20 protein-coding genes are annotated in these 25169 nt (G+C 69.0%); 8 read left to right on the forward strand and 12 right to left on the reverse strand.

Annotated elements, in window-relative coordinates:
• Window positions 1-39 precede the first annotated feature (39 nt).
• Window positions 40-1824 (reverse strand): serine/threonine protein kinase, encoded by a 1785-nt coding sequence (locus tag ABD658_RS01810; RefSeq protein WP_344682914.1) that lies wholly within the window; start codon window positions 1822-1824, stop codon window positions 40-42.
• A gap of 92 nt (window positions 1825-1916) precedes the next feature.
• Between ABD658_RS01810 and lipB the strand changes: the two genes are divergently transcribed.
• From lipB to ABD658_RS01845, 7 genes are all read left to right on the forward strand, one after another.
• Window positions 1917-2600, forward strand: coding sequence for a lipoyl(octanoyl) transferase LipB (gene lipB / locus ABD658_RS01815; RefSeq protein ID WP_344682916.1), 684 nt, complete (start codon window positions 1917-1919; stop codon window positions 2598-2600).
• Window positions 2597-3604, forward strand: a complete 1008-nt coding sequence (gene lipA, locus ABD658_RS01820) for a lipoyl synthase (protein WP_344682919.1) — start codon at window positions 2597-2599, stop codon at window positions 3602-3604. Before lipB ends, lipA begins: the two co-directional genes overlap by 4 nt.
• 168 nt (window positions 3605-3772) lie before the next feature.
• Window positions 3773-4573: a DUF4191 domain-containing protein gene (locus ABD658_RS01825; protein WP_083277471.1), complete on the forward strand. Its 801-nt coding sequence runs from the start codon at window positions 3773-3775 to the stop codon at window positions 4571-4573.
• Window positions 4574-4947: 374 nt separating this feature from the next.
• A complete protein-coding gene (gene rpsD, locus ABD658_RS01830) occupies window positions 4948-5577 on the forward strand; it encodes a 30S ribosomal protein S4 (RefSeq protein WP_344682921.1) in 630 nt (209 codons plus the stop codon).
• Between the two features lie 200 nt (window positions 5578-5777).
• On the forward strand, window positions 5778-8489 hold the full coding sequence (alaS, locus tag ABD658_RS01835; RefSeq protein ID WP_344682924.1) for an alanine--tRNA ligase: 2712 nt from the start codon (window positions 5778-5780) through the stop codon (window positions 8487-8489).
• Entirely contained in the window at window positions 8482-9051 is a 570-nt protein-coding gene (gene ruvX, locus ABD658_RS01840) for a Holliday junction resolvase RuvX (protein ID WP_344682926.1), read from the forward strand. Before alaS ends, ruvX begins: the two co-directional genes overlap by 8 nt.
• A 108-nt stretch (window positions 9052-9159) precedes the next feature.
• Window positions 9160-9930 carry a hypothetical protein gene (locus tag ABD658_RS01845; RefSeq protein ID WP_344682928.1) on the forward strand — a complete coding sequence of 257 codons (771 nt, stop codon included), beginning with the start codon at window positions 9160-9162 and terminating at the stop codon, window positions 9928-9930.
• Here the strand turns inward: ABD658_RS01845 and ABD658_RS01850 are convergent.
• The 8 genes from ABD658_RS01850 to ABD658_RS01885 all read right to left on the reverse strand — a co-directional run bounded on the left by ABD658_RS01850 (window position 9894) and on the right by ABD658_RS01885 (window position 19473).
• Window positions 9894-12260, reverse strand: coding sequence for a RelA/SpoT family protein (locus tag ABD658_RS01850; protein ID WP_425574456.1), 2367 nt, complete (start codon window positions 12258-12260; stop codon window positions 9894-9896). The genes ABD658_RS01845 and ABD658_RS01850 overlap by 37 nt on opposite strands.
• An 87-nt stretch (window positions 12261-12347) precedes the next feature.
• Entirely contained in the window at window positions 12348-13508 is a 1161-nt protein-coding gene (gene secF / locus ABD658_RS01855) for a protein translocase subunit SecF (RefSeq protein WP_344682930.1), read from the reverse strand.
• A complete protein-coding gene (gene secD / locus ABD658_RS01860; RefSeq protein WP_344682932.1) occupies window positions 13508-15625 on the reverse strand; it encodes a protein translocase subunit SecD in 2118 nt (705 codons plus the stop codon). The genes secF and secD overlap by 1 nt, the downstream gene beginning before the upstream one ends.
• Before the next feature lie 124 nt (window positions 15626-15749).
• A complete protein-coding gene (locus ABD658_RS01865; protein ID WP_070159940.1) occupies window positions 15750-16070 on the reverse strand; it encodes a preprotein translocase subunit YajC in 321 nt (106 codons plus the stop codon).
• A gap of 159 nt (window positions 16071-16229) precedes the next feature.
• Entirely contained in the window at window positions 16230-17303 is a 1074-nt protein-coding gene (gene ruvB / locus ABD658_RS01870) for a Holliday junction branch migration DNA helicase RuvB (RefSeq protein WP_344682935.1), read from the reverse strand.
• Window positions 17300-17923, reverse strand: a complete 624-nt coding sequence (gene ruvA, locus ABD658_RS01875; protein ID WP_344682937.1) for a Holliday junction branch migration protein RuvA — start codon at window positions 17921-17923, stop codon at window positions 17300-17302. The genes ruvB and ruvA overlap by 4 nt, the downstream gene beginning before the upstream one ends.
• A gap of 67 nt (window positions 17924-17990) precedes the next feature.
• A complete protein-coding gene (ruvC, locus tag ABD658_RS01880) occupies window positions 17991-18704 on the reverse strand; it encodes a crossover junction endodeoxyribonuclease RuvC (protein ID WP_425574451.1) in 714 nt (237 codons plus the stop codon).
• 10 nt (window positions 18705-18714) lie between these two features.
• The gene (locus ABD658_RS01885; RefSeq protein WP_344682941.1) at window positions 18715-19473 is read right to left on the reverse strand and encodes a YebC/PmpR family DNA-binding transcriptional regulator; all 759 of its coding nucleotides are present in this window, start codon (window positions 19471-19473) and stop codon (window positions 18715-18717) included.
• Window positions 19474-19579: 106 nt separating this feature from the next.
• Here ABD658_RS01885 and ABD658_RS01890 point away from each other — a divergent pair, with 106 nt between their 5' ends.
• Window positions 19580-21721 (forward strand): M3 family metallopeptidase, encoded by a 2142-nt coding sequence (locus tag ABD658_RS01890; RefSeq protein ID WP_344682943.1) that lies wholly within the window; start codon window positions 19580-19582, stop codon window positions 21719-21721.
• Between the two features lie 40 nt (window positions 21722-21761).
• Here the strand turns inward: ABD658_RS01890 and pgsA are convergent, their stop codons facing one another.
• From pgsA to thrS, 3 genes are read right to left on the reverse strand one after another with little or no spacing between them, the layout of a single operon-like run.
• Window positions 21762-22376: a phosphatidylinositol phosphate synthase gene (gene pgsA / locus ABD658_RS01895; RefSeq protein WP_344682945.1), complete on the reverse strand. Its 615-nt coding sequence runs from the start codon at window positions 22374-22376 to the stop codon at window positions 21762-21764.
• Window positions 22376-23020, reverse strand: a complete 645-nt coding sequence (locus ABD658_RS01900) for an HIT family protein (RefSeq protein ID WP_344743745.1) — start codon at window positions 23018-23020, stop codon at window positions 22376-22378. Before ABD658_RS01900 ends, pgsA begins: the two co-directional genes overlap by 1 nt.
• A 10-nt stretch (window positions 23021-23030) precedes the next feature.
• On the reverse strand, window positions 23031-25046 hold the full coding sequence (gene thrS, locus ABD658_RS01905) for a threonine--tRNA ligase (protein ID WP_425544550.1): 2016 nt from the start codon (window positions 25044-25046) through the stop codon (window positions 23031-23033).
• Window positions 25047-25169 lie beyond the last annotated feature (123 nt).

Consider the following 25169-nt stretch of genomic DNA (forward strand, 5'->3'; position numbering starts at 1 on the left):
CGAGGCCTCGACGCTCCCCGGGCGGGATGATCCCCGTGATCATCCCGCCCGGGGAGCGTCGTCGTCTGGGCGGATGTCCTCCCCTCCGCCGGCATCGTCGTGCCGGCCGGACGTGTTCGGGGTGCCGACGTCCTGGACCGTATGCAGCCGCCATCCCACCTCGGTGCGGTGCAGCACGAGCCGTACGGTCTGCTCCCGACCTGCTCCGTCGTCGAGGCCGTCGATCCGGATCTCAGCCGTGATGTGGGCAGTCTCCCCCTGCGCCGCCGATGCGCCCGGATCCGGCGCGTACTCCGCCTCGCCGACCGGGAGGATCTCCATCCTCGCGCTGTCATGGGCCTGCCCCCGGGAGTGCATCTGCTCCATGAGGTGCTTCTCGGAGGCTTCAGCCGGTGAACCGGCGACCACGTAGCGCTGGACGTCAGGCTCCCCGGGGTTCTGCAGGGCAGACGTCCGCAGCATGGCCAGGCCGTCCAAGGCCATCAGCGGATCATCCTGCCGCAGCAGCCGCTCGGCCTCCGCGCCGGAGGGCTGCTCGCTCTCGGCCGCAGGGTCCGTTCTGCCGTCACCCGTTCTGCCGTCACTGGGCGCGCTGTCACCCGGTTCGCCGTCAACCGGCTCGCTGGTGTCATCCGGCGCACGGTCGCCGAGGCCTGCTCCGAAGACATCCTCGTCATCGGGTGACAGACCGTCCTGGCGCGGTTCGCTCAGCGTTGCGGCGCCCAGTCCCAGCAGCAGGACCGCGGCGCTGATCCCTGCCACCAGACGTTGCCGACGTCGGCGCGTCACACCCCGTTCTCGGGCGCCCGGCCGGACCGTGGGAAGCTCGGGCAGCACATCGTCGTCGACATACGCCGCCAGGTCGAGCGGTTCCGGCGCGGCGCACCGATGCAGCTCCGCGGCGAAGGCCCGGGCATCGGGCCGTTCGTCCGCAGCTTCGGACAGAGCCTCTTCCAGCAGCCGGATGAGACGGCTCGGCGCCTCGGGACACAGCGTCCCCAAGGGAGGCCTCCTCCGTCCCACGGCCGGTGCCGAGCCGGTCAGCGAGCACCAGGCGACGGCCGCCAGCCCGTACACGTCAGCCTCCGGCGCGAGGCTTGCGTCCCATGCCCTCTGACGGCGCCCGTGCTCAGCAGACCGCAGGGCGGACGTGCGTTCCGGGGCCGCGAATCCCTGTGTCGCGGCCGGGATCGGCGATGCGCCCAGCAGCTGCGCATCGCCGAGGTCTCCCAAAGCAGGCCGTCCGTCCGGCGCGAGCAGCACGTTGCCCGGCGAGACGTCCCCGTGGGCGACCCCCGCGGCGTGGAGATGCGCCAGGGCTTGGGCCACGGGCGACAGGACCGTCACCGTCTCCCCGACGGAGAGCGTGCCGCGGGCGGCGAGGAGACGCCCCAGCGAACCCGCGGTGTATGGCTCAAGGATCAGGCCCGGCCCCGCCGAGGTGTCGGTCCAGCCGTACACGGTGACGAGATGCTCATGGTGCAGTCGACGCACGGCGTTCAGCTCGGCGGATCGCCAGGCGCCTGCTCCGCTCTCCAGGCTCTGCCCAGCCCCGTGCGCCTCGCTGCGGATCTTCACGGCCACTGTGCGGTCCGCAGGCGCCGCGTCGGCCCAGTGCGGACCGTCACCGGTCACCTCGGCCAGCCACACGGTGGAGGACCCTCCGAGGCCCAGCAGGCGCCGCAGACTCAGCCCCTCGGCCTCAGGGGGAGCTCCTCGCCGTGGGGCCGCCCGGGTGGGTGTCCGGGTGGGTGTCCTCCGGTGCCCCGCCGCAGCGTCGTCGTCACCGGCCATGTCCGGTCCGGATGTCGTGTTGCTGATCATGACGACCAGCCTGCCGCAGTCGAGGACAGCCTGCAGGCGTTTTCCACAGGCTCCCGTCCCACGGTGCGCTCCGTTCGGACTAGGGTGGAGCCATGGACCTCGCATTCCGGAGGCTCGGCTTCCACCCTGACGTGGTGGACTACGCCGAGGCCCTCGACATCCAGAGGCGGCTGCACGCGGAGGTGCTCGCCGACGAGTCACCCTCGACCGTGCTGCTGCTCGAGCACGAAGACGTCTACACGGCCGGCCGTCGCACCGAGCCGGAGGATCGCCCCCGAGACGGCACACCCGTGGTCGACGTCGACCGCGGAGGGAAGATCACCTGGCACGGCAGAGGACAGCTGGTCGGCTATCCGATCCTCAAGCTGGCCGAACGGGCGATGGTGAAGGGCTATGTGGCCGCCCTGGAGGAGATCATCATCCGGGTGCTGGACCAGGAGTTCGGTCTCCGATCGACCACGGTGGAGGGCCGATCCGGGGTCTGGATGACCGACGGCCCGCGGGACCGGAAGATCGCGGCGATCGGGCTGCGCGTGCACAGATCGGTGACGATGCACGGCTTCGCGCTGAACTGCTCGAACAGTCTCGCTCCGTTCGAGAACATCATCCCCTGCGGCATCGCCGACGCCGACACCACCACCATCAGCGCCGAGGTGGGCACCGAGGTCACACCGGCTGACATCGTCGATCCCATCGCCGCCCAGCTCGCCGCCGAGCTGCCGCGGTTCCTCAGCGTGACTGAGAACATTGCTGCTGCAGAAGGAGTCCTGTCGTGACCATCGCCCCCGAAGGCCGTCGCATGCTTCGTGTGGAGGCGCGAAACTCCGAGGTGCCGGTCGAGCGGAAGCCCGCCTGGATGCGGACCAAGGTCAAGATGGGTCCGGAGTTCGCGGAGATGAAGAAGCGGGTCGGCTCGAAGGGCCTCCACACGGTCTGCGAGGAGGCCGGCTGCCCGAACATCTTCGAATGCTGGGAGGACCGAGAGGCCACGTTCCTCATCGGTGGATCGGCCTGCACCCGCCGGTGCGACTTCTGCGAGATCGACACCGGGCGTCCGCAGCCTGTGGACGAAGGAGAGCCGCTCCAGGTGGCCGAGTCGGTCCGAGAGATGAATCTGCGCTACGCCACGGTGACCGGTGTGGCCCGTGACGACCTCCCGGACGAGGGTGTCTGGCTCTACGCGGAGACCATCCGCAAGATCCATGAGCTGAACCCGGGCACGGGAGTCGAGATCCTCATCCCCGACTTCTCCGGCAAGGAGGAGAACATCGCGGCGATCTGCGAGGCCGCACCAGAGGTGTTCGCGCACAACGTGGAGACCGTGCCGCGCATCTTCCGGCGCATCCGCCCCGCGTTCCGTTACGAACGCTCCCTGGACGTCCTCACCCAGGGGCGTGGCCACGGCATGATCACCAAGTCCAACCTCATCTTGGGCATGGGAGAGACCCGGGAGGAGATCACCGAAGCCCTCCAGGACCTCCACGACGCCGGCTGTGACCTGATCACCATCACCCAGTACCTGCGGCCCACACCCCGTCACCTGCCGGTGGACCGGTGGCTCAAGCCGCAGGAGTTCCTCGAGATCTCCGAGGAGGCCGAGGAGATCGGCTTCCTGGGCGTGATGTCCGGCCCACTGGTCCGCTCCTCCTACCGCGCCGGTTCCCTCTGGGCCAAGGCCATGCACAAGAAGGGTCGGGAGATCCCGCCCGAGTTGGCCCACATCCAGCCCTCGGGCACCACCCGACAGGAGGCCGCGACGTTGGTGGCCGCCGGGCACTGACCTGGCGGGTCCTGGGCTCAGTTCTGGGCTCAGTTCTGGGCTCAGTCCGGGTTCGGATGCTCGTGCCCCACGTGGGTGGGCCCCTCGCCGGACGGACCTTCGCTCTCGATGGGGTACGGGCGCACCCCGGCCTGCCCACCTCCCGCAACACGGTAGACTGGACTCACTATGGCACCAGCTGACTCCCCCACTCCCCAGGTCTCGTCGAAGGCAGAGGCGAAGGCCGAGCTGAAGAAGCTCAAGGCCCAGCAGAAGGCCGAGAAGCAGGAACGCAAGGCGCGGAAGAAGTCGAACAAGAAGGAAGGCTTCTTCGCCCGGATCAAGTCGGTCTTCGACATGACCCGGGCCCACGACCCCAACATAGGGTGGTGGATGGCGCTGGCATTCCTGGTCGCCTTCGCCGTCTCCGCCGTGGTGGTGGGACTGCTCCTCAACTGGGTGACCGGTGTGCTCTTCGGCCTGCCGATGGGTCTTCTGGCCGCCATGATCGTCATGAACCGCCGTGCGGAGAAGGCGGCGTTCGCGCGGATCGAAGGGCGCCCAGGAGCGGCGGCGGCCGCGCTCGGCACGCTGCGCCGCGGCTGGATCGTCGTCGAAGAGCCTGTCGCCATGGACCCCAAGACACAGGCGGCGATCTTCCGGGTCGTCGGACGTCCCGGTCTGGTGCTCGTCACGGACGGCCCGGCCGGCCCCGTGCGCAAGATGGTGCCCAAGACACGCAAGCGGTTCAGCCCCATCCTTCGTGACACCGGCGTGCCGATCCACGTGATCGAGACGGGCAACGGCGAAGGCCAGGTCCCCCTTCCCAAGCTGACCAAACACATCAAGAAGCTGGACAAGGCGTTGACCAAGCACGAGGTCAGCGCCCTGGAGCAGCGCCTGGCGGCCCTGCCGATCTCGCGCCCCCCGATTCCCAAGGGTGTGGACCCCTACCGACTCCGCCCCGACCGCAAGGCGATGCGCGGCTGATCCGCATCTGTCGACCATGAACGACCATGAGCTGGAGTCGGCCCGATCGTCATGTTCGGGCCGGCCCCAGCTCATGCTAGACTGGTCTGCTGTCTGGCAGGCGCCGTCAGCGCCCCGCTCCACGCGGGACGCACCTTGGAGATCCTCCACGTCGACTCCCTGAGCCCCGCGCCGCGTGCGCGAACCGCAGCAGGGAGTCTTCACGTGTGGACGGCGCCGCAGTGAGCGAGCACTCGGCGACTCGTGCTCTCCGGTCTGGGATCCCGGAGGCCAGGTCATCGTCCGTTCTTCGGGCCGTCGCATGCGACGGCCCGGGGTGCCCCGGACGGTGGATCAACAGAACCTGCCGACTGATACGAGAGAGAGGCACCTCCATGCCCACCACCCCCCTGCGCGGCCGTCGCACCGTGAAGGCGTCGCGCGCCCTCGGAATCGCGCTGACCCCCAAGGCCCAGAAGTACCTGGACCGTCGCCCCTACGGCCCCGGCCAGCACGGCCGCACCCGCCGCAAGACCGACTCCGACTACGCGGTGCGTCTGCGCGAGAAGCAGCGTCTGCGCGCCCAGTACGGCATCCGTGAGGCCCAGATGGTGCGGTACTTCGAAGAGGCCAAGCGCCGCGACGGCCTGACCGGTGAGAACCTCATCGAGCTGCTCGAGTCCCGGCTCGACGCCCTGGTGCTGCGTGCCGGCTTCGCCCGCACGATCGCCCAGGCGCGGCAGTTCGTGGTGCACCGCCACATCACCGTCAACGGCAAGCGCGTGGACCGTCCGTCCTTCCGCGTGAAGCCCGGCCAGGTCATCCAGGTGCACGAGCGCTCGGAGAAGTTCGAGCCGTTCCAGGTGGCCGCCTCCGGTGCTCACCAGGACGTGCTGCCCGCGGTCCCCGGCTACCTGACCGTGGAGATCGACAAGCTCCAGGCGACCCTGTCCCGCGCACCCAAGCGTGCGGAAGTCCCGGTCACCTGCGAAGAGCAGCTCGTCGTCGAGTACTACGCCCGCTGATCATCGGCGGAACCCTCAGGATGCCAGCATCCTGAACCGCAGAGCCCGTCGCGATTCCTCCTCTGGTGCGGAGTCGCGACGGGCTCTGCGTCTCTGGGTCGGCACGGCCGACCTGATTGCGCCCCCATACCCTCTAGACTTGTTCCGGCGTCCTGGACGCCGCGCCGACCGCAACGCCCGCAGGAGGACCGCAGATTCTCATGAAGACCGAGGACATCACCCGCACGTGGTACGACTACTTCGCCGCGAAGGGCCATGAGCGTGTCCCCTCGGCGTCGCTGATCTCACCGGACCCCTCCGTCCTGTTCACCATCGCCGGCATGGTGCCCTTCATCCCCTACTTCCTCGGCACCGAGAAGCCTCCCTATGACCGCGCTGTCTCCGTGCAGAAGTGCATCCGCACCGCCGACATCGAGGAGGTCGGCAAGACGGCCCGCCATGGGACCTTCTTCCAGATGTGCGGCAACTTCTCCTTCGGCGACTACTTCAAGGAGAAGGCCATCCCGATGGCCTGGGAGCTGCTGACCAGCCCTGTGGACGGCGACCCGGAGACGGGCGTGCGCGGGTTCGGCCTGGACCCGGATCGCCTGTGGATCACTGTCTACGAGAACGGCGACGAGCGCGACGACGAGGCCCGCCGCATCTGGGAGGAAGAGGTCGGGGTTCCGCACGAGCGAGTGATCGGCACGGGACCGGCCGACAACTACTGGAACACCGGTCAGCCCGGTCCGGGCGGCCCCTGCTCCGAGATCTACTACGACAGGGGCCCCGCCTATGGTGCCGACGGAGGCCCGGCCGTGGACGAGACCCGCTTCGTGGAGCTGTGGAACCTCGTCTTCATGCAGGATCGACTCTCCCAGGTCCACTCCAAGACCGAGTTCGAGATCGCCGGTCCGCTGCAGAACAGGAACATCGACACCGGTCTGGGCCTCGAGCGCCTCGCCATGGTGCTCCAGGGCGTGGAGAACATGTATGAGACCGACCAGGTGCGCCCTGTCCTCGACCGCGCGGCCGAGCTCGCTGGGGTGACCTACACCTCCACTGAGGATCCGGAGGACCCGAACCACGCCACTGACGTACGACTGCGCATGATCGCTGACCACGTGCGCAGCTCGCTGATGCTCATCTCTGACGGAGTGCGGCCGTCCAACGAAGGCGGCGGCTTCGTGCTGCGCCGTCTCATCCGCCGCGTCATCCTGGCCATGCGTCTGCTCGGTGTCGAGAGGCCGATCTTCGGAGAGCTCATCACCGTGTCCCGGGATGCGATGAAGGGCGTCTACCCCGATGTCGCGGAGAGGTTCGAGACGATCCATCAGGTCTCTGTGAAGGAGGAGAAGGCCTTCCTGCGCACCATCTCGGCCGGCACCGCCAAGCTGGACAGCGCCGTCAGCGCGGCCCGGTCGACGGGTGCGCCGCTGTCCGGCGCCGACGCCTTCGCCCTGCACGACACCTACGGCTTCCCGATCGACCTCACCCTGGAGATGGCTGCCGAAGCCGGTGTCGACGTCGATGAGGACCGCTTCCGGGACCTGATGACGGAGCAGCGGGAACGTGCTCGCGCCGACGCCAAGGGGAAGAAGTCCGGCCACGCTGACACCGAGGTCTACTCCCAGCTGCGCGGTGACAGCCCCACTCACTTCACCGGTTACACCGAGCACACCACAGAATCCACGATTCGAGGACTCGTCGTGGACGGAGAAGCCACCGACCGAGCCTCCGCGGGACAGGAGGTGGAGATCGTCCTCGATGCCACCCCGTTCTACGCGGAGGCCGGAGGTCAGGCGGCTGACACCGGCCGGATCACCGGCGACGGCTTCGAGCTGGAGGTCACCGACGTCCAGTCCCCCATCAGCGGACTGTCGGTGCACCGGGCCCGTGTGGTGCATGGAGAGGTGCCGGCCGGCGTGGAGGTCCTGGGCACCATCGACCTGCGACGCCGGCTGGACGCTCAGAAGGCGCACTCAGCCACGCACATCATCCATGCGGCCCTGCACGACGTGCTCGGCCCGCAGGCGGTCCAGGCCGGCTCCTTCAACAAGGAGGGATACCTCCGCTTCGACTTCACCGCGGAGGACGCCATGAGCTCCTCCGCCCGCCAGGAGCTCGAGGAGATCGCCAACCTCGCCATCAGGGACAACCACCACGTGAGCACCCAGGTGATGTCCCTGGAGGACGCCCAGGCGATGGGTGCCATGATGCTCTTCGGCGAGAAGTACGGCGAGAAGGTGCGCGTGGTGGAGATGAACGGCGCCTGGTCCCGCGAGCTCTGCGGAGGGACCCACGTGGGCTCCACCGCGGAGATCGGGACGCTGGCACTGATGAGCGAAGCCTCAGTCGGATCCGGCAACCGTCGAGTGGAAGCCCTGGTGGGCATGGACGCCTTCCAGCACTTCGCCGCCGAGCGGACGCTGGTCAACCAGCTCACCGACATGCTGAAGGTCCCCGCCGATCAGGTGCCGGACCGCATCTCCAGCACGCTGCAGAAGCTCAAGGAGACCGAACGTGAGCTCGAGCGGCTGCGGGCCGAGCAGCTGCGGGCTCAGTCCGCGGACCTCGTCACCCGGGCAGTCGACGCGGCCGGGGTCGACGTCCTCGCCCATGACGCCGGCCCGGTCGCCAGCAGTGACGATCTGCGCGGACTCGCCCTCGACCTGCGGCAGCGCTTCGGCTCGCGCGCTGCCGTCGTGGCCCTGGCGGGGCAGGCGAAGGGACGCCCGCTGATCGTGGTCGCCACCACCGAGGCCGCCCGGTCGGAGGGCGTCCAGGCCGGCGCGCTGGTGAAGGAGGCCTGCGCGGTGCTCGGCGGCGGTGGCGGCGGCAAGCCCGACGTCGCTCAGGGCGGCGGTCAGAACGCCGAGAAGATCGGCGAGGCCCTCGACGGCGTCGTCCGGTCCGTCCGCACCCGTGGCTGAGGCCTTCCCGGGGTCCGACTCCGCGCAGCGGGGCAGCGGGGAGACCGCACCCGGCGCCCGACCCCCGCGCCCTGGAGTGCGTCTGGCAGTCGACGTCGGTGACGCCCGCGTCGGTCTGGCCGCCTCGGATCCTGACGCCCTCGTGGCCACCCCGGTCATGACGTTGCGTCGGGACCACCGACGCCGCTCGGACATCCGCATGCTGGTCAAGATCGCCCGTGACCGCGACGCCCGGGTGATCTATGTCGGTCTGCCCCTCTCGCTCTCCGGCGGGGAGACGGCCTCGACCCAGAAGGCCCGCGACTATGCCGCGGCGTTGGTGCGCCGCCTGGATCAGGCGGAGCTGCCGATCCCCGTGCACCTGATCGACGAGCGGCTCTCCACCGTCTCGGCCGCGGAGAAGATGCGGGCCTCCGGTGTGGAGGCCCGGCACCAGCGGGATCGGATCGACCAGGCGGCGGCCGTGGAGATCCTCACGCAGGCGCTGGATATCCGCCGAGCTCAAGGACGCGAACCGGGCGAAGCAGTGATCGCGGCGCCGCCGGCCGACCCCGTCTCCTGAGACGACGTGGCGGTCCTCCAGACCAGCTGATCCTCCACAGGGGCCCCGTTGTCCACAGGCATGCGGATCAGACTCCCACCGTCTCGGGAGATGAGGCAGGCTGGTGGCATGGTCTTCCACGATGCCGGTCTCGCCGCACACTCAGCTGTTCCGGCAGCGCGCGCACCGATCGCCACCTCGGCCTCACCGCGCCCCCTTCAGGAGCTCTACCGGGCGGGTGCGCCGTTCAGCGGCGCCGAGCTGCAGGCCCTGTCTGCGGAAGGGGCGGTGCAGCACCTCATCGCCGATGTCTACGCGGTGGCCTGGTTGCGCCAGTCGTCGGCCGTGCGGGCACGGGCGGCGATGATGCTGCTCCCCTGCCGGGCACAGGGCCGCGCCGTGCTCTGCGGGGAGACCGCCGCCTGGGTGCATCTCGGGGGCGCAGCGGGATCTCGCCTCACTCTGATCTCTCAGAGCCTGCGCCGACGAGGCGGGGACGCGGAGATGTGGCAGGTCCATCAGGTGGCGCTCTCCGACGAGGACGTGTCCGTGGTCTCTGGGGTCGGAGTGACCACACCGTTGCGCACGGCCGCAGACCTCTTCCTCGGGCTGGGCGCAGCAGACGGGCGGAGAGCGTTGGACGTGCTGGCCGCCGAATCGATCTACACCCGGCGGCCGGAGGTGGCCGCCGCGGCCGGGGTCCACGAGCCGGCCTGGCTGAGACGCTGGTGGCTGGTGGCAGATCTGCTGCACGCCCGGCGACGAGACGTCGATGCTGAGGCGCTCACGGAACGATTGCAGGCGCGGATGCGCGGCGGGCGGACCCACGAGCACCGTCTGGAGTTGATTCCCGACCTGGTGGCTCAGTGCGCGTCGCGACGCCGACCGACCGTGCGATAGACGTCGTAGACTCCGTCGATGCGTCGCACGGAGTTGAGCACATGGTTCAGATACCGGGGGTCCCCCATCTCGAACGAGAAGCGAGAGATCGCCACCCGGTCTCGGGAGGTCTGGACACTGGCGGAGAGGATGTTGACCTGCGACTCGGCCAGCACCCGCGTGACGTCAGAGAGCAGGGACTTTCTGTCCAGCGCCTCCACCTGGATCTCCACCAGAAACACGGACGTCTTGGTGGGGGCCCATTCCACCTCCACCAGCCGCCCGGGCTGCTCCCGGAGCTGCTGGACGTTCCGGCAGTCGGCCCGGTGCACGGAGACACCCTGCCCCCGTGTCACGAAGCCCTCGATCTCATCGGGCGGCACTGGCGTGCAGCAGCGCGCGAGCTTCGCCAGCACATTCCCTGCGCCCTTGACGATGACACCGGCGTCCGAGTACTGGCTTGCCGGAGTCACCGGGGAGGTGATGGGCGTGGTGTCGTGCTCCTCGGAGTCCTCCTCCTCCGGCTCGACGAGGGCGGTGAGGTGCTCGATGACGTTCTGCGTGGAGACATGGTTGTCCCCCACACCCGCATACAGGCCGGAGATGTCCGGATAGTGCAGCTGCTCGGCGACCTCGGCAAGGACGTCCGGATTCATGACCTTCTGCAGCTGGAGATTGGACTTTCGGATAGCCTTGGTGAGATCGTCCTTGCCGCGTTCGATGGACTCCTCGCGGCGCTCCTTGGAGAACCACTGGCGGATCTTGTTGCGCGCCCGCGCACTCTTGACGAACTGCTGCCAGTCGCTGCTGGGACCTGCGCCTTCGGCCTTCGAGGTGAAGATCTCCACCCAATCGCCGTGCTGCAGCTCCGAGTTCAGCGGGACCAGCTTCCCGTTGACCCGGGCGCCGATGGTCTTGTGACCGACGTCCGTGTGGATGGCGTAGGCGAAGTCCACCGGAGTGGCGCCCGCGGGCAGGGCCATGACCTCGCCCTTCGGGGTGTAGACGAAGACCTCTTTGGCGTTGATCTCATAGCGCAGCGACTCGAGGAACTCGTCGGGGTCCTTGGTCTCCGACTGCCAGTCGACCAGGGAGCGCAGCCACCCGATGTCGGCCGTGGTCTGGCTCTGCTGGGTCGCCACGTCCGGAGTGGGGCCTCCGGGATCGCCGCCCTGTCCGGCCTCGGCCGCGGCGGATCCACCGGACTTCTGCTTGTACTTCCAGTGGGCCGCCACACCGTACTCGGCCCGTCGATGCATGTCATAGGTGCGGATCTGGATCTCCACCGGTTTGCCCTGTGGCCCGATCACCGTGGTGTGCAGCGACTGGTACATGTTGAACTTCGGCATCGCGATGTAGTCCTTGAACCGCCCCGGCAGGGGGTTCCAGCGCGCATGCAGCGCACCCAGGGCGCCGTAGCAGTCCCGGACGGAGTCCACCAGGACCCGTACGCCCATCAGGTCGTGGATGTCGTCGAAGTCCTTCCCGCGGACGATCATCTTCTGATAGATGGAGTAGTAGTGCTTCGGGCGGCCCGTGATGGTGGCGGCGATGCTGGCCTCGTTGAGGTCGTCGGCGATCGTCTCGCGCACCTCCGAGAGGAATTTCTCACGTTGCGGGGTCCGGTCCCCGACCAGACGCACGATCTCCTCATAGACCTTGGGGTAGAGCGCCGCGAAGGAGAGGTCCTCCAACTCCCACTTGATGGTGTTCATGCCGAGCCGGTGCGCCAGCGGCGAGAAGATCTCCAGGGTCTCCTTGGCCTTGCGGGCGCTGGACTCGGCCGGCACATAGCGCCACGTTCGGGCGTTGTGCAGGCGGTCGGCGAGCTTGATCATGAGCACCCGGATGTCCTTGGCCATCGCCAGGACCATCTTCCGGACCGTCTCCGCCTGGGCCGCGTCGCCGAACTTGAGCTTGTCCAGCTTGGTGACGCCGTCCACCAGCAGGGCGATCTCCTCGCCGAAGTCGGCGGTGAGCTGGTCGAGGCTGTAGTCGGTGTCCTCGACGGTGTCGTGGAGCAGCGCGGCCGCCAACGTGGAGCCGGTCAGCCCGAGCTCTGCCAGGATGGTCGCGACGGCGACGGGGTGCGTGATGTAGGGGTCGCCGCTCTTGCGCTTCTGGTCACGATGGTGGTGGTTCGCCACGTCGAAGGCGCGCTGGATCAGCGGGAGGTCCTGCTGCCCGCCATTGGCACGCATGGCGCGCAGCAGGGGCTCCAGAAGCGGCGAGGACCCGGAATCGACGACGCCGACGGCGCGGGCGCGCCGGACGGCCGGTGCGGGCGGACTGGCCGCTGTCACCGACGTCGTGGCGTCGGTCTGGCCCCGGCGGGCGCCGTCGTCGTTCACCAACTTACGAACCTGCTCTCGGAGACGACATGATCAGGAGGTGTGTCGGCAATTGTACCCCTGGACGCCCCCTGCCATCGCAGCCCGTCATCGCCGTACGTCATCACCTGCTGAGGCGTCACCGTCGGGCTCCATGCCGGTGATGACGATCTCGAAGGCCTCCTCGTCGATCTCGACCTCCTCCGGCTCGGGCTCAGGCAGCGGCGGGAACGGCGTGGGGCGACCATGCTCGTCCAGTGCCGTGCCGGAGAGGGTCACCGACAACACGCCACGTTCCTCCCGGAGCCGGAGGACTTCCTCGGTGTGCGCGACGATGTCGGCGTCGTTCCGGCGCATCCGGGCATAGAGGGGGGCCTGGACGAAGATCGTGGCGAACGTGCCGACGATGACGCCCACGAAGAGCGCCAGTGAGATGTCTCGCAACGTGCCCGCACCCAGCAGCCATGCACCGATGAAGAGGATCGAGCCGACGGGAAGGATGCCCACCACAGAGGTGTTGATGGAACGGACCAGGGTCTGGTTGACGGCCAGATTGACCCGCTCCGTGAAGGTCTGATCCTTCTGCTGCCGCAGGGGTTGGACGTTCTCCCGGATCTTGTCGAAGACCACCATGGTGTCGTAGAGCGCGTAGGACAGAATGGTGAGGAACCCGATGATCGCGCTGGGGGTCACTTCGAAGTTGGTCGCCGAGTAGATGCCGGCCGTGGTGATCACCACGAAGCCGAGGCCGAGGATGGCGGCCAACGACATCTTCCAGGTGCGGAAGTACAGGGCCATGTAGAGCGCGACGAGGATGATGAAGATCACCAGCCCCAGCATCATCTGCTCGGAGACCTGTTCGCCCCACGTGGGGCCGATGAACGTGGAGGTCACCTGGTCGGCACTGACGCCGTAGCCTTCCTGCAGGGCTTCGGCGACCTCAAGGGTCTCGTCATCGGTGAGCTCCTCGGTCTGCACCCTCACGGTGTTCGCCGCGATGTTCGTGACGGTGGCGTCCTGGCCGGAGACCGCGGCGACCGCGTCCTCGCCGACCGCGATGTCGGTCTCCTCGGTCTGGGAGATCGTGAACTGAGAGCCTCCCGTGAACTCGATGCCCAGGTTGAACCCGCCTCTGACCAACGGGATGGCGACCGAGACCAGCACCACGAGGGCGGCCAGGAGGAACCACAGGTTCGACTTCTGGATGAACGGGTAGGCCCGCTCACCCGTGTAGAGCTGGTTGCCGGCCTTGGCGAAACCTGCAGCCATCAGCGGTCCTCCTCGTCGGTCTCGGTTCGGGTGACGGTCTCAGGGTCCGTGGCATCCCCCGGCTCGCCGTCCTGCGGAGAATCCTCGGCCGTCCGGGAGGTACGGCGCGCGTGGAGGGCGCGGGCTCGCCGTCGCTCGGCGATGGTCAGCCCCGGGGCTTCGGGGTCGGCCCCCGCTGGTGGCTGGGAGGCGCCCTGCTCCGGATGGTCGACGATGGCGTCGTCCTGCCCCGGATCGACCCCGGTCCCCGGGCCCCCTTCGGTGTCGAGGGTCAGCGTGCTGGTCGCGGTGGCCTGGGAGGCACTGACCGCAGAGGTGCCCCCGGCGGATTCGTCCCCCGCGGCGTCCTGACCACGCGGCGGCGCCGCGGCCCGGTCCGGTGAGGCGGCCCCGGTCGGTTCGGCCACTGCCGGAAGCACCGACCGGCGGGCGAAACGCCCGGCGCCCCGATAGAGCATGTCCACCCCCAGCTCCTTCTCGGAGAGGCCGGAGAACCGGCGCCCAGAGGCGAAGAACCTCCGGCGGGCGATGATCTGCATCACCGGGTGGGTGAACAGGAAGACCAGGATGACGTCCAGGATCGCGGTGAGGCCCAGGGTGAAGGCGAAGCCGCGGACGTTGCCCACCGCCACCATGTAGAGGACGACGGCGGCGATGACGTTGACAGCCTTGGAGGCCAGGATCGTCCGGCGGGCACGGGCCCAGCCGTTCTCCACCGCCCCGGCCAGGGATCTGCCTTCGCGCAGCTCGTCCTTGATGCGTTCGAAGTAGACGATGAACGAGTCGGCAGTCAGCCCGATCGAGACGATCAGACCCGCGATGCCGGCCAGCGAGAGGCGATACCCGTCCGACCAGCCCAACAGCGCGATCGTCCACCAGGTGAGCACTCCGACCACTCCCAGCGAGGCGATCGTGACCAGACCCAGCGCCCGGTACTGGAACAATGCGTACCCGGCGACCAGGATCAGACCGATGATGCCGGCGAGCAGGCCGTTGCGCAGCTGATCGGCGCCGAGCGTGGCCGAGATCTGCTCCTCGGACTGGATCTCGAAGCTGACCGGCAGAGAGCCGTACCGCAGCTGCTCGGACAGGTTGCGCGCCTCATCCTCGGTGAAGTTTCCGGTGATCTGGGCTCGGCCGTCAGTGATCGGCGAGTTCATCCTCGGAGCGGAGATGACGCGGCTGTCCAGCACGATCGCGAACTGGTTGCGGACGCCCTCGAGCCCGTAGAGACGGGTGGAGGAGTCGCGGAACTCGGCGGTGCCGTCGCTGTCGAGCACGATGTCGACGGCCCAGCGTCCGGTCTGGCCTCCTGTAGGCGTCTGCTCCATCCCGAAGCCGGCGTCGTGGATATGGGTGCCCGGGACCTCCACGGGGCCGAGCAGGTACTTCATCCCGGTCTCGGGGTCACAGGTCACCAGTGGCTGATCGGAGTCGGCGGCCTCCCGCTCCTCGATGCTGACCTCACGGCTGCAGGTGAAGTTCGCGAAGTCTGCGGCGACATCCTGGGTGATCCAGTTCAGGTCGGAGGGGTCCTGCGGCTCCGCGGTGGGCTCTGGGAAGTCCTCCGGCTGAGCCTGCTCCTCATCAGTGACCTCGTCGGTCTCGGCGTCCTCTTCGTCCTCGGCAGTGGCCTCCTCCTGGGCTTCGGCCGCCTCTTCGAGCTCCTCGGCCTCCTCCTCAGGCATGCCTTCTTCGATCAGCTGGTCGATGTAGTCAGGATCCATCTCGGCCTGCAGCACCGGGCGGAACTCCATGTCGGCGGAGGCCTGGATGAGCTCGCGGGTCTCGGCATCCGGGGTGCCCGGCATGCCGACCACCACGTTCTCCGCTCCCTGAGTGGCGATCTCAGCCTCAGCCACACCGGTGCCGTCCACGCGCTGGCGGATGATCTCCACGGCCTGCTCGAGCTGCTCGCTGTCGAGCTGGTCGTCACCGTCCACATGCGGGGACAGGACCATCTGAGTGCCGCCCGAGAGGTCGAGCGCCAGCAGCGGCGCCCACTGGGCCCGGTCCTGGGAGACCCCGTAGGTCAGCAGTCCGCCCATCCCGAGGATGAGCACCAACAGTCCGATCAGGGCCGCGCGGGCGCGGGCCACCGGTGTGCTTGTCGCCATCAGGCTCTGGTCAACCTTCCGCTCGTCGGGTGCGTCGAGGGGCGCTGCGCGGTCGCGCCGTGCCGCCCCGTCAACACCACAGCCCGCTCACCGGTGCGGTGGCGGGCTGTGAAAAGGGAACTGGTCAGCGTTCCTCGGACTCCGGAGACTCAGGGGACTCCGGAGCGGGGTCCTCCGGCGACGCCGCCGGAGTCACCACATGCTGGACGGCGGGGAGCTGGAAGTCCACGCGGTCTCCGCCGGAGAACTCCAGGGTCACCCGCTGCTTCTCCTCGTCGCGGGCGACGACGGTGCCGACGACTCCGCCGGCCGTCACGACCTCCGCGCCCGGCACAGCACCGCTGATCGCGGCGGACTGTGCATCACGCATCTTCTTCCCGCGGCGGAAGGTCATCAGCATGAAGAGCGCGAGGATCGCGATCATGATCAGAAGGAAGGGATCCATCAGAGATCACCTCCTGCCGCGGCGTGAGCCTGCTGCACTGCCATGACGTGTGGTTCGTTCACCTGTGGGCCAATCTGTTCGATCGATGGGCAGCTCCGCGGAGGCGCCGAGCCTGGTCAGCTCGACCGCCGCCGTGGAGTCGTTCAACGCGACAGACTATCAGCTGTCGCCGAGGTCCCAGCGCGGATCCCCCGAAGACACGGCCTCCCCTCCGCTGTCAGCGGACTCGGGCGGCTGCAGGCCCAGATGGCGCCAGGCCCCCTCCGTGGCGATGCGGCCCCGCGGCGTACGGGCGAGCAGTCCCTCCCGCACCAGGTACGGTTCGGCGACGGTCTCGACCGTCTCCGTCTCCTCTCCGACGAGGATCGCCAGCGTGGACAGACCCACCGGACCGCCGCGGAACGTGGTGCACAGGGCATGGAGCACCGCGCGGTCCAGACGGTCCAGACCGCGCCGATCCACCTCGTAGGTGTCCAGGGCCTGACCGGCGGCCTCACGGTCCACCAGGGGCACCCCGTGCACCAGAGCCCAGTCGCGCACCCGTCGCAGCAGTCGGTTCGCGATGCGCGGGGTCCCGCGTGATCGTGTGGCGATCTCCGCGAACCCGGCGTCGTCGACCTGCATGTCCAGCATCCCGGCCGAGCGCCGGAGAACCCGCTCCAACTCGTCGGCCGAGTAGTACTCGAGATGCCCCGTGAATCCGAAGCGATCCCGCAACGGGCCCGGCAGCAGCCCCGCGCGCGTGGTGGCGCCCACCAGGGTGAACGGCGGCAGCTCCAGCGGTATCGACGTGGCGCCGGCTCCCTTGCCGACGATGATGTCGACCCGGAAGTCCTCCATGGCCATGTAGAGCATCTCTTCGGCCGGTCGCGACATCCTGTGGATCTCGTCGATGAAGAGCACCTCCCCGTCGGTGAGCGAGGACAGGATGGCCGCGAGGTCGCCGGCATGCTGGATCGCCGGGCCGGAGGTGATGCGCAGTGCGGCATTCATCTCGCCGGCGATGATCATCGCCAGCGTGGTCTTCCCGAGCCCCGGTGGGCCGGACAGCAGCACATGGTCGGCCGCCGCTCCCCGCAGCCGCGAAGACTCCAGCACGAGTGAGAGCTGCCCGCGCACCGTGGACTGACCGACGAAGTCCTGCAGGGTCTTCGGCCGCAGCGCGGCCTCGAGCGCCTTCTCCTCGGCCGCAGGCGCCGTCCCGACCAGCTCCCGGGGATCCTCCGTGCTCATCGGCCGCTCCCCCCGACAGAACCGAGCATCCGCAGGGTGTGCCGCAGGACCACCGGCACCTCGGCCTGCGCCAGCTCCGGCTCATCACGCAGCACCTGCTCGACGGCGCTTCGGGCGTCCTTCTCGGTCCAGCCGAGCGAGCTCAGCGCCTCCTGGACCTGCCCCGTGACCTCATCGGCTCGGGACGGTGCGGGGGTCGTAGGCTCGTCCGCCGGTTCGACGACGAGCTTGCCGGCGAGCTCGAGCAGGATCCGCTGAGCGGTCTTCTTCCCGATGCCGGGAACCTTCGTGAAGGCGGCGGTGTCGGAGTCGGCGATCGCCTGACGCACCGCGGCCGGACTGTGCACGCTCAGCACGGCCAGGGCCAGCCGAGGGCCGACCCCGGAGATCCCCAGCAGAGTGGTGAAGATCTCCCGCTCGCCGCCGTCGGCGAAGCCGAAGAGCAGCGGGGCGTCGTCCTGGCGCGGCACGAACGAGGTCTGCAGCCGGGTCTCCTGGCCCAGCCGCAGCTCTCCCAACGTCTGCGCGGTGGCCGTGACCTCGAGGCCGAACCCGGCCACCTCAACGATCGCATGATCGAGCCCCACGTGGAGCACCTCGCCCCGGATCGAAGAGATCATCGCTCACCCGTCCTGTCCGCTGTTCTGTCCGCCGCCGCATCGACGTTCGTACACATCTTCGAACAGACTACCGCCCCCGTCGCACGCTGCCCGGGCCGACTCGCCCGGACGCTCCGCCGCCGGCGCGCCTCTCGGCCTCCTGCCAGGCACGCTGGGCCGGTGTCATCCCCGAGGTGCCAGCGTCTGCAGCCCGCTGCAGAGCCGTCCGCGCCCCCTGGTGGGTCCGGGTCCCGGCCGCCATGTCATGGCGCGTGCCGATGCCGGACCGCCAGGCATGACAGATGGCCACCGCATAGGCGTCGGTCGCGTCGACGGGCTTCGGCAGGGCGGGGAGCCGCAGGATCCGCTGCACCATGCGAGCCACGGCGGCTTTGTCGGCGGAACCGTCGTCGGTCACCGCCGCTTTGACCTCCGAGGGTGTATGCCAGGCCACCGGGATGCCCCGTGCGGCGGCGGCGGCGATGACCACCCCCGAGGCCTGCGCCGTGCCGACCACGGTGGGAGCGTTGTTCTGGGCGAACACCCGCTCGATGGCCAGCACGTCCGGAGCATAGGTGTCCAGCAGGGCCTCGGCGGCACGCTGGATCACCAAGATGCGCTCCGCCAGATCCTGGTCCGAGCGGGTTCCGGTGACCTCCACGTGCACGGACTCGCCGGTGCGGTCCCGGTGCATCTCCACCACGGCGAAGCCGCAGCGGGTCAGCCCGGGATCGACGCCGAGGATCCGCTGGGCCACCCGTGAGGTCCCGGCCGTGCCCCTCACCGGCACCGCTGACGCCATGGCCCGGCGATCAGCTCTCGGCGTCGAGCGCGGCGAGCGTGTCCGCGCTGAGGTCCGCGTTGGTGTGGACGTTCTGGACGTCGTCGAGATCCTCGAGCGCATCATGCAGCTTGAGGAACTTCTTGGCGGCATCGAGGTCGAGGTCCACCTTCACGTCAGAGACGAACTCGACCTCGTCCGACTCCACGGCGAGTCCTGCGTCTTCGAGGGCCTTGACGACCTCCTGCAGATCCTGCGGCTCAGACTGCACCTCGAACGTCTCCTCGTGCTCGATGACCTCCTCGACGCCGGCCTCCAGGACTGCGGCGAGCACGTCATCCTCGGTGAGCCCCTCCTTCGGCACGCTGACCACGCCCTTGCGCTGGAACATGTACGCCACCGACCCGGGATCCGCCACGGTGCCGCCCGACCGGGTCACCGCCACACGCACTTCCGAGGCAGCACGGTTGCGGTTGTCCGTGAGGCACTCCACGAGCAGCGCCGAGCCCTGCGGGCCACGCACCTCGTACATGATCTCCTCATACTCCACCGCATCGCCCGTCAGACCTGCCCCGCGCTTGATCGCCCGGTCGATGTTGTCGTTGGGGACCGAGTTCTTCTTGGCCTTGGAGACGGCGAGATCCAGCGCCGGGTTGCCCGCCGGATCCGGCCCGCCGTTGCGCGCCGCGACCTCGATCTGCTTGATGTAGCGGGCATTGATCTTGGCGCGCTTGGCGTCCACAGCAGCCTTGCGGTGCTTGGTGTTGGCCCATTTGGAGTGGCCGGCCATAGTTCTCCGATCTCGTCAGTCAGGGTTCCGGATTGCACGCCACCATGACGTGCGGCACGTAATGTGGACACCAGCCTACCGTCGCCACGAGAGGAAGGCCGAAGCCTTGACGCACGCCTCCCAGGTCACCCATCCGGACACCGGCCAGGTCCGAGTCCGCTCCCGGCCCGACGGCGCCGGCTCCCCCCACGATCCGTTCGGCGACGGCTTCCTGCTGGACCACGAGCACCCGGATCTGCGTCGTGTCTCCCCCGGCGACTGGCTGCCGGCGCTGCGGGCGGGGGTGGCCGAGGAGAAGGCTGAGCTCGAGGAGATCGCCGCGCGGGGCGCTCCGGCCGACGTCGACGATCCCCTGCGGGCCGTCGGGCGGGCCGGTGGGAGGCTGCGGCGCGTTCAGCGCGCGTTCTCCTGCGTGTTCTCCGCGGACGCCGGCCCGGACCTGCAGGACGTCCAGGCACACTGGGCCCCCGAGATGGCCGCCCACCGAGACTGGGTGCAGCTGCACCCCGGACTGCACCACCGACTGCGTGAGCTTGCCCAACGCATCGACGCCGGGGCCGTCTCCCCCACCGCGGAGCAGCGTCGGATGCTGCACCGTCTGCTCGCCGAGGCTGAGGCCGCCGGTGCAGGACTCTCCGGCACCGACCAGGAACGCCTGCGGGAGCTGAACCGGCAGATCGCCGCCGAGGAGACCGCCTATCAACGCCTGCAACGGGCTGAGGCCGCCGAGTCCGCCGTCTACGTCGCCTCCGCCGATGAGCTGGTGGGGCTCGACGACGCTGTGCTCTCCTCGGCACGAGAGGCCGCGCGCGCCGCCGGCCATGACGCCGGGCACCTGCTCCGGCTCGGGATGCCGGTGCAGCAGCCGGCGCTGGCGGTGCTGCGTGATCGTCAGACCCGGCGTCGTCTTCACCTCGCCTCCTCCGAACGCGGCGGCATGCCAGGCGACGACGGGCGCACCACACGGCAGATCGGCGCGGACATCGCTGTGCTGCGGGCGCGGCGGGCACGGCTGCTGGGCCATGACCATCACCTGGACGCGGTGCTGCCGCTGCGCACCGCGTCGGACGTCTCCGCCGTCGAGGACATGCTAGGGCCGCTCATCGCCGGGGCACGGCGTCGGCTGGCCGAGGAGCTCGCGGTCGTCGAGGAGCATCTGCGCGCCGCCGGGGACGTCCACGACGAGCTGCGGCCCTGGGACCTCACCTATGGGATCGCCGCCGTAGAGCGGGCGGCCCGCGGTGCAGCCGAGGGACGCGACGACGCCCCGGGCCCGCCCGCGGACGCCTCCCTGCCTCTGGAGGAGGCGCTCGGACGGGTGTTCGCCGCCGCCCGCCGGGTCTACGGCCTGCAGGTCCACGAGCGGACGGACCTTCCGGGGTTCGTCGACGGGGCCCGCAGCTTCGAGGTCCGCGACGTCGACGGCGCCGTCCTGGGCCTGTTCCTGCTGGATCCGTTCGCTCGTCCCACCAAGGCCGGCGGCGCCTGGATGAACTCGTTCTCCGTGGCGTCCTCCTTGACCGGATCCCGTCCGGTGGTCATCAACTGCCTGAACCTGGCACGCCCAGCCGACGGCGAGGCGGCGCAGGTCACTCGTGCCGAGCAGAAGACCCTGTTCCACGAGTTCGGCCACGCGCTGCACGGGCTGCTCGCCGAGGCCGAGTTCGAGGCTCTCTCCGGCACTGCCGTGCCGCGCGATGCCGTGGAGTTCCCCTCTCAGGTCAACGAGGTCTTCGCCGACCTGTGGCGCCCGTCCCCGGCGTCAGGATCGCATCTCCACCCCGGGGCCGACCCCCACTGGGGCCGTGGAGCCTCGATGGTGGAGCATCTGGCCGCCGTCGTCCTGGACCTCGCCTGGCACACCCTCAGTCCCGAGCAGGCCGAGGAGGCGGCCAGGGATCCGGAGGGATTCGAAGACCAGGCGCTGGCCGCGTGGGGGCTGGACCATCCCCTGGTGCCGCCGCGCTACGGCACGGGCTGCTTCAAGCACATCTTCGCCGGCTCCGGGTACGCGGCCGGGTACTACTCCTATCTCTGGGCGCAGGTCCTCGCCGCCGACGCCGCCGAGTGGTTCCGCACGGTCATGGACGACGAGAGTGCGCTGCGGAAGGCCGGAGATCGATTCCGCGCCGAGCTGCTGCGCCGCGGCGATACCCGAGAGCTGGAGGAGTCGTTCCGGCACGCGATCGGGCGGGAGCCCACGCTCGCCCCCTTGCTGCGCAGCCTCGGGATGACACCGCCCGCCTGACGTTCTCGCCCCGGAGCCGGACCGACGGTGAGTCGAAGAGTCAGCGATTCTGCTGATCGGCCTGCCGTCGGACGGAGAGGATGCGCTGGACCACCGTGACGGCCGAGGCCGCCGCCAGCAGGGTCAGCACGACGAGCAGAACTGAGGAGTGCAGCCCCAGACCCGTGAAACCGGTGAACACCAGGGCCAGGACCATCCTCTCGGGACGTTCGGCGATGCCGACATCAGCGGTGTAGCCCATCGCCTCGGCTTTGGCGCGCACATATGGCACCAGGCCCCCCAGCAGCAGGCAGGCCGCGGCGGAGACACCGATCCAGGGCTGGTCGCCTCCGGTGAAGAACCAGATGAGCAGACCCAGGAAGACCGCTCCGTCCTGCACCCGGTCCAGGGTGGAGTCCAGGAACCCGCCCAGGGGCGAGGACCGGCTGGACATGCGAGCCATGAGTCCGTCGATCAGGTCCGAGAAGATGAACAGCGTGATGAACACGGTGCCCCAGAACAGCTCCCCCAGGGGGTAGAGGACCAGGGCGCCGAGGGCCACCCCGACGGTGCCGATCACGGTGACCATGTTGGGCGTGAGCCCCACACGCATGAGCAGCTTCGCGACCGGGGTGAACAGGGCGCCGAAGAGGCCTCTCGCATACCTGTTGAGCATCAGGCGTCCTGCTCCTGTCCGGCCTCACCGGACGTCCCTTCCGTCTGTGCCTGATCTGCGGCGAAGGCCCGGGCGGCCTCGTCCCAGACGTCGTGGAGCATGCGGTGGGTCTCCCCCAGCGTCTGGGCCATGTTCTTGGTCTGGGCGATGATCGGCAGGAAGTTGCCGTCGCCGCCCCACCGGGGCACCACATGCTGATGCAGGTGCGCGGCGATCCCGGCTCCACCGTCCTTGCCCTGGTTGAGCCCCAGATTGAACCCGCCGGGTGCCGCGACGGTCCGCAGCGCGACCATCGCCACCTGGGACAGTCGGGTGAACTCCTCGGACTCGGCGGCGCTGAGGTCCGTCAGGTCCGGCACATGCCGGTAGGGGCAGACCAGGAGGTGGCCGGGGTTGTAGGGGTACAGGTTGAGCAGCACGTAGCAGGTCGTGCCGCGGTGCACGATCAGGGAATCCTCGTCGGTGCGCCCCGGCGCGGTGCAGAAGGGGCAGTCGGAGGTCCCCGAGACCTGGTCCTGCCCGCGGCGCATGTACGCGATGCGGTGCGGGTTCCAGAGGCGCTGGAACGCGTCCGGCACCCCGGCCAGGGGGAAGTCGTCCTCCGCCGGGTCGGGCGTGGTGTCGGCGTCGTGTTCCTGGTCCACCACGGGCCGCTCAGGCCTCACGGTCCTCGATGGCCTTCAGGATGCGCGCCACGGCCTCGTCGACCGGCACCTGGTTGTCCTGGCTGCCGTCACGGAAGCGGAAGGACACCGCGCCCGCGTCGGCGTCCTCACCACCGGCGATGAGCACGAACGGGATCTTGTCCTTGGAGGCGGTGCGGATCTTCTTCGGGAACCGATCGGTGCCGTCCTCCAGCTCGGCGCGCACGCCGGCGGCCCTGAGCCTGTCGATGACCTCGCCGAGATAGTCGTTGAACGGCTCGGCCACAGGGATGCCACGGACCTGGACCGGCGCCAGCCACGCGGGGAAGGCTCCGGCGTAGTGCTCCAGCAGAATGGCGAAGAACCGCTCGATCGATCCGAACAGGGCCCGGTGGATCATGATGGGGCGCTGTCGGGTGCCGTCCTCCGCGGCGTACTCCAGCCCGAAGCGTTCCGGAAGGTTCGGGTCCACCTGCACCGTGGACAGCTGCCACTTCCGCCCGATCGCGTCGGTGACCTTCAGGTCGATCTTCGGGCCGTAGAAGGCCGCCTCCCCCGGAATCTCGGTCAGCTTCAGACCCGAGGTCACCGCCACATTGCGCAGCGCCTGGGTGGCGTCCTCCCAGAACTGGTCGGAGCCGACCCACTTGTCCTTCTCGTCGTCCCGCATGGACAGCTCCAGCTCGAAGTCGTCCAGGCCGAAGTCACGCAGCAGCGAGACGACGAACTCGACCACCTTGGTGACCTCGTCCTCCAGCTGATCCTGCCGGACGAAGAGATGCGCGTCGTCCTGGGTGAACCCCCGCACGCGGGTCAGGCCATGCAGGGCCCCCGAACGCTCATTGCGATAGACGGTGCCGTTCTCCGCGAACCGCAGCGGCAGGTCCCGATAGCTGCGCCCCCGCTCCTTGTAGATGAGGATGTGCATGGGGCAGTTCATGGGCTTCAGGTAGTAGTCCTGGCCCTGCTTGGTGATGGTGCCCTCGTCGTCACGCTCCTCGTCCATGTGGATGGCGGGCCACATGTCGTCCTGGTAGTTGGCGAGGTGACCTGAGGTTGCGAAGAGATCGGCCTTGGAGATGTGAGGGGTGTAGACGTAGGTGTACCCGGACTCCAGGTGCCGCGCACGGGCGTGCTGCTCCATGATCCCGCGCACCAGGCCTCCCTTGGGATGCCAGACGGAGAGGCCGGAGCCGATCTCCTCGGGGAAGCTGAACAGGTCCAGCTCACGACCGAGCCGACGGTGGTCCCGACGTTCGGCCTCGGCGAGGCGCTCCTGATAGGCCTTGAGGTCGTCCTTCGTCGGCCAGGCGGTGCCGTAGAGGCGCTGCAGCTGAGGGTTGGTCTCCTTGCCCCGCCAGTACGCGCCCGCGGCACGCATGACGGCGTACCCGTTGGCGATGAGCTTCGTGCTGGGCAGGTGAGGCCCCCGGCACAGATCCGCCCAGACCTTCTCCCCCTTGCGGTTCACGTTGTGATAGATCGTGATGACGTCGCCGCCGACCTCGACGTCGGCCCCGTCCGCGGACCCGCCTCCGTCGCCGCCGAGCAGCTCCAGCTTGTAGGGCTCCTCAGCCATCTGCCGCTTCGCCTCGGCGAGGTCGACCACTTCGCGTTCGAAGGTCTGCCCCGACTTCACGATCTTCTGCATCGCCTTCTCGATCTTCTTCAGATCCTCCGGCGTGAACGGCTCCTCGACGTCGAAGTCGAAGTAGAAGCCGTCCGTGATGTAGGGACCGATGCCCAGCTTGGCCCCGGGGAAGAGCTGCTGGACGGCCTGGGCCATGACGTGGGCGGTCGAGTGCCGCAGGACGTCGAGCCCTGCCGGCTCGCTGATGTCCACCGGCTCGACCACGGCGCCGGCCGGGATCTCCCGCGACAGGTCCCAGACCTCTCCGTCGACACGCATCACCACAGTCGTCGCCTGGTCCGCGAAGAGGGTGATCCCGGTGGTGCCCGGCGCGATGCCGGTGGCCTCGCCGTCGATCGTGATGGTGATCTTCTCGGACACTGCGTTCTCGGACACGGGGAACGGTTCTCCTCACGGATCGGCCGGCGTCGCCGGCCAGGGGCAGGACACAACAGACCCTTCGAGAGGGTCACCAGTGATTCTACGGGAATCGGCGACCGCCCACGCATTCGGCCCGGG

The sequence above is a fragment of the Nesterenkonia aethiopica genome (assembly GCF_039534665.1).
GTDB classification, from domain to species: domain Bacteria; phylum Actinomycetota; class Actinomycetes; order Actinomycetales; family Micrococcaceae; genus Nesterenkonia; species Nesterenkonia aethiopica.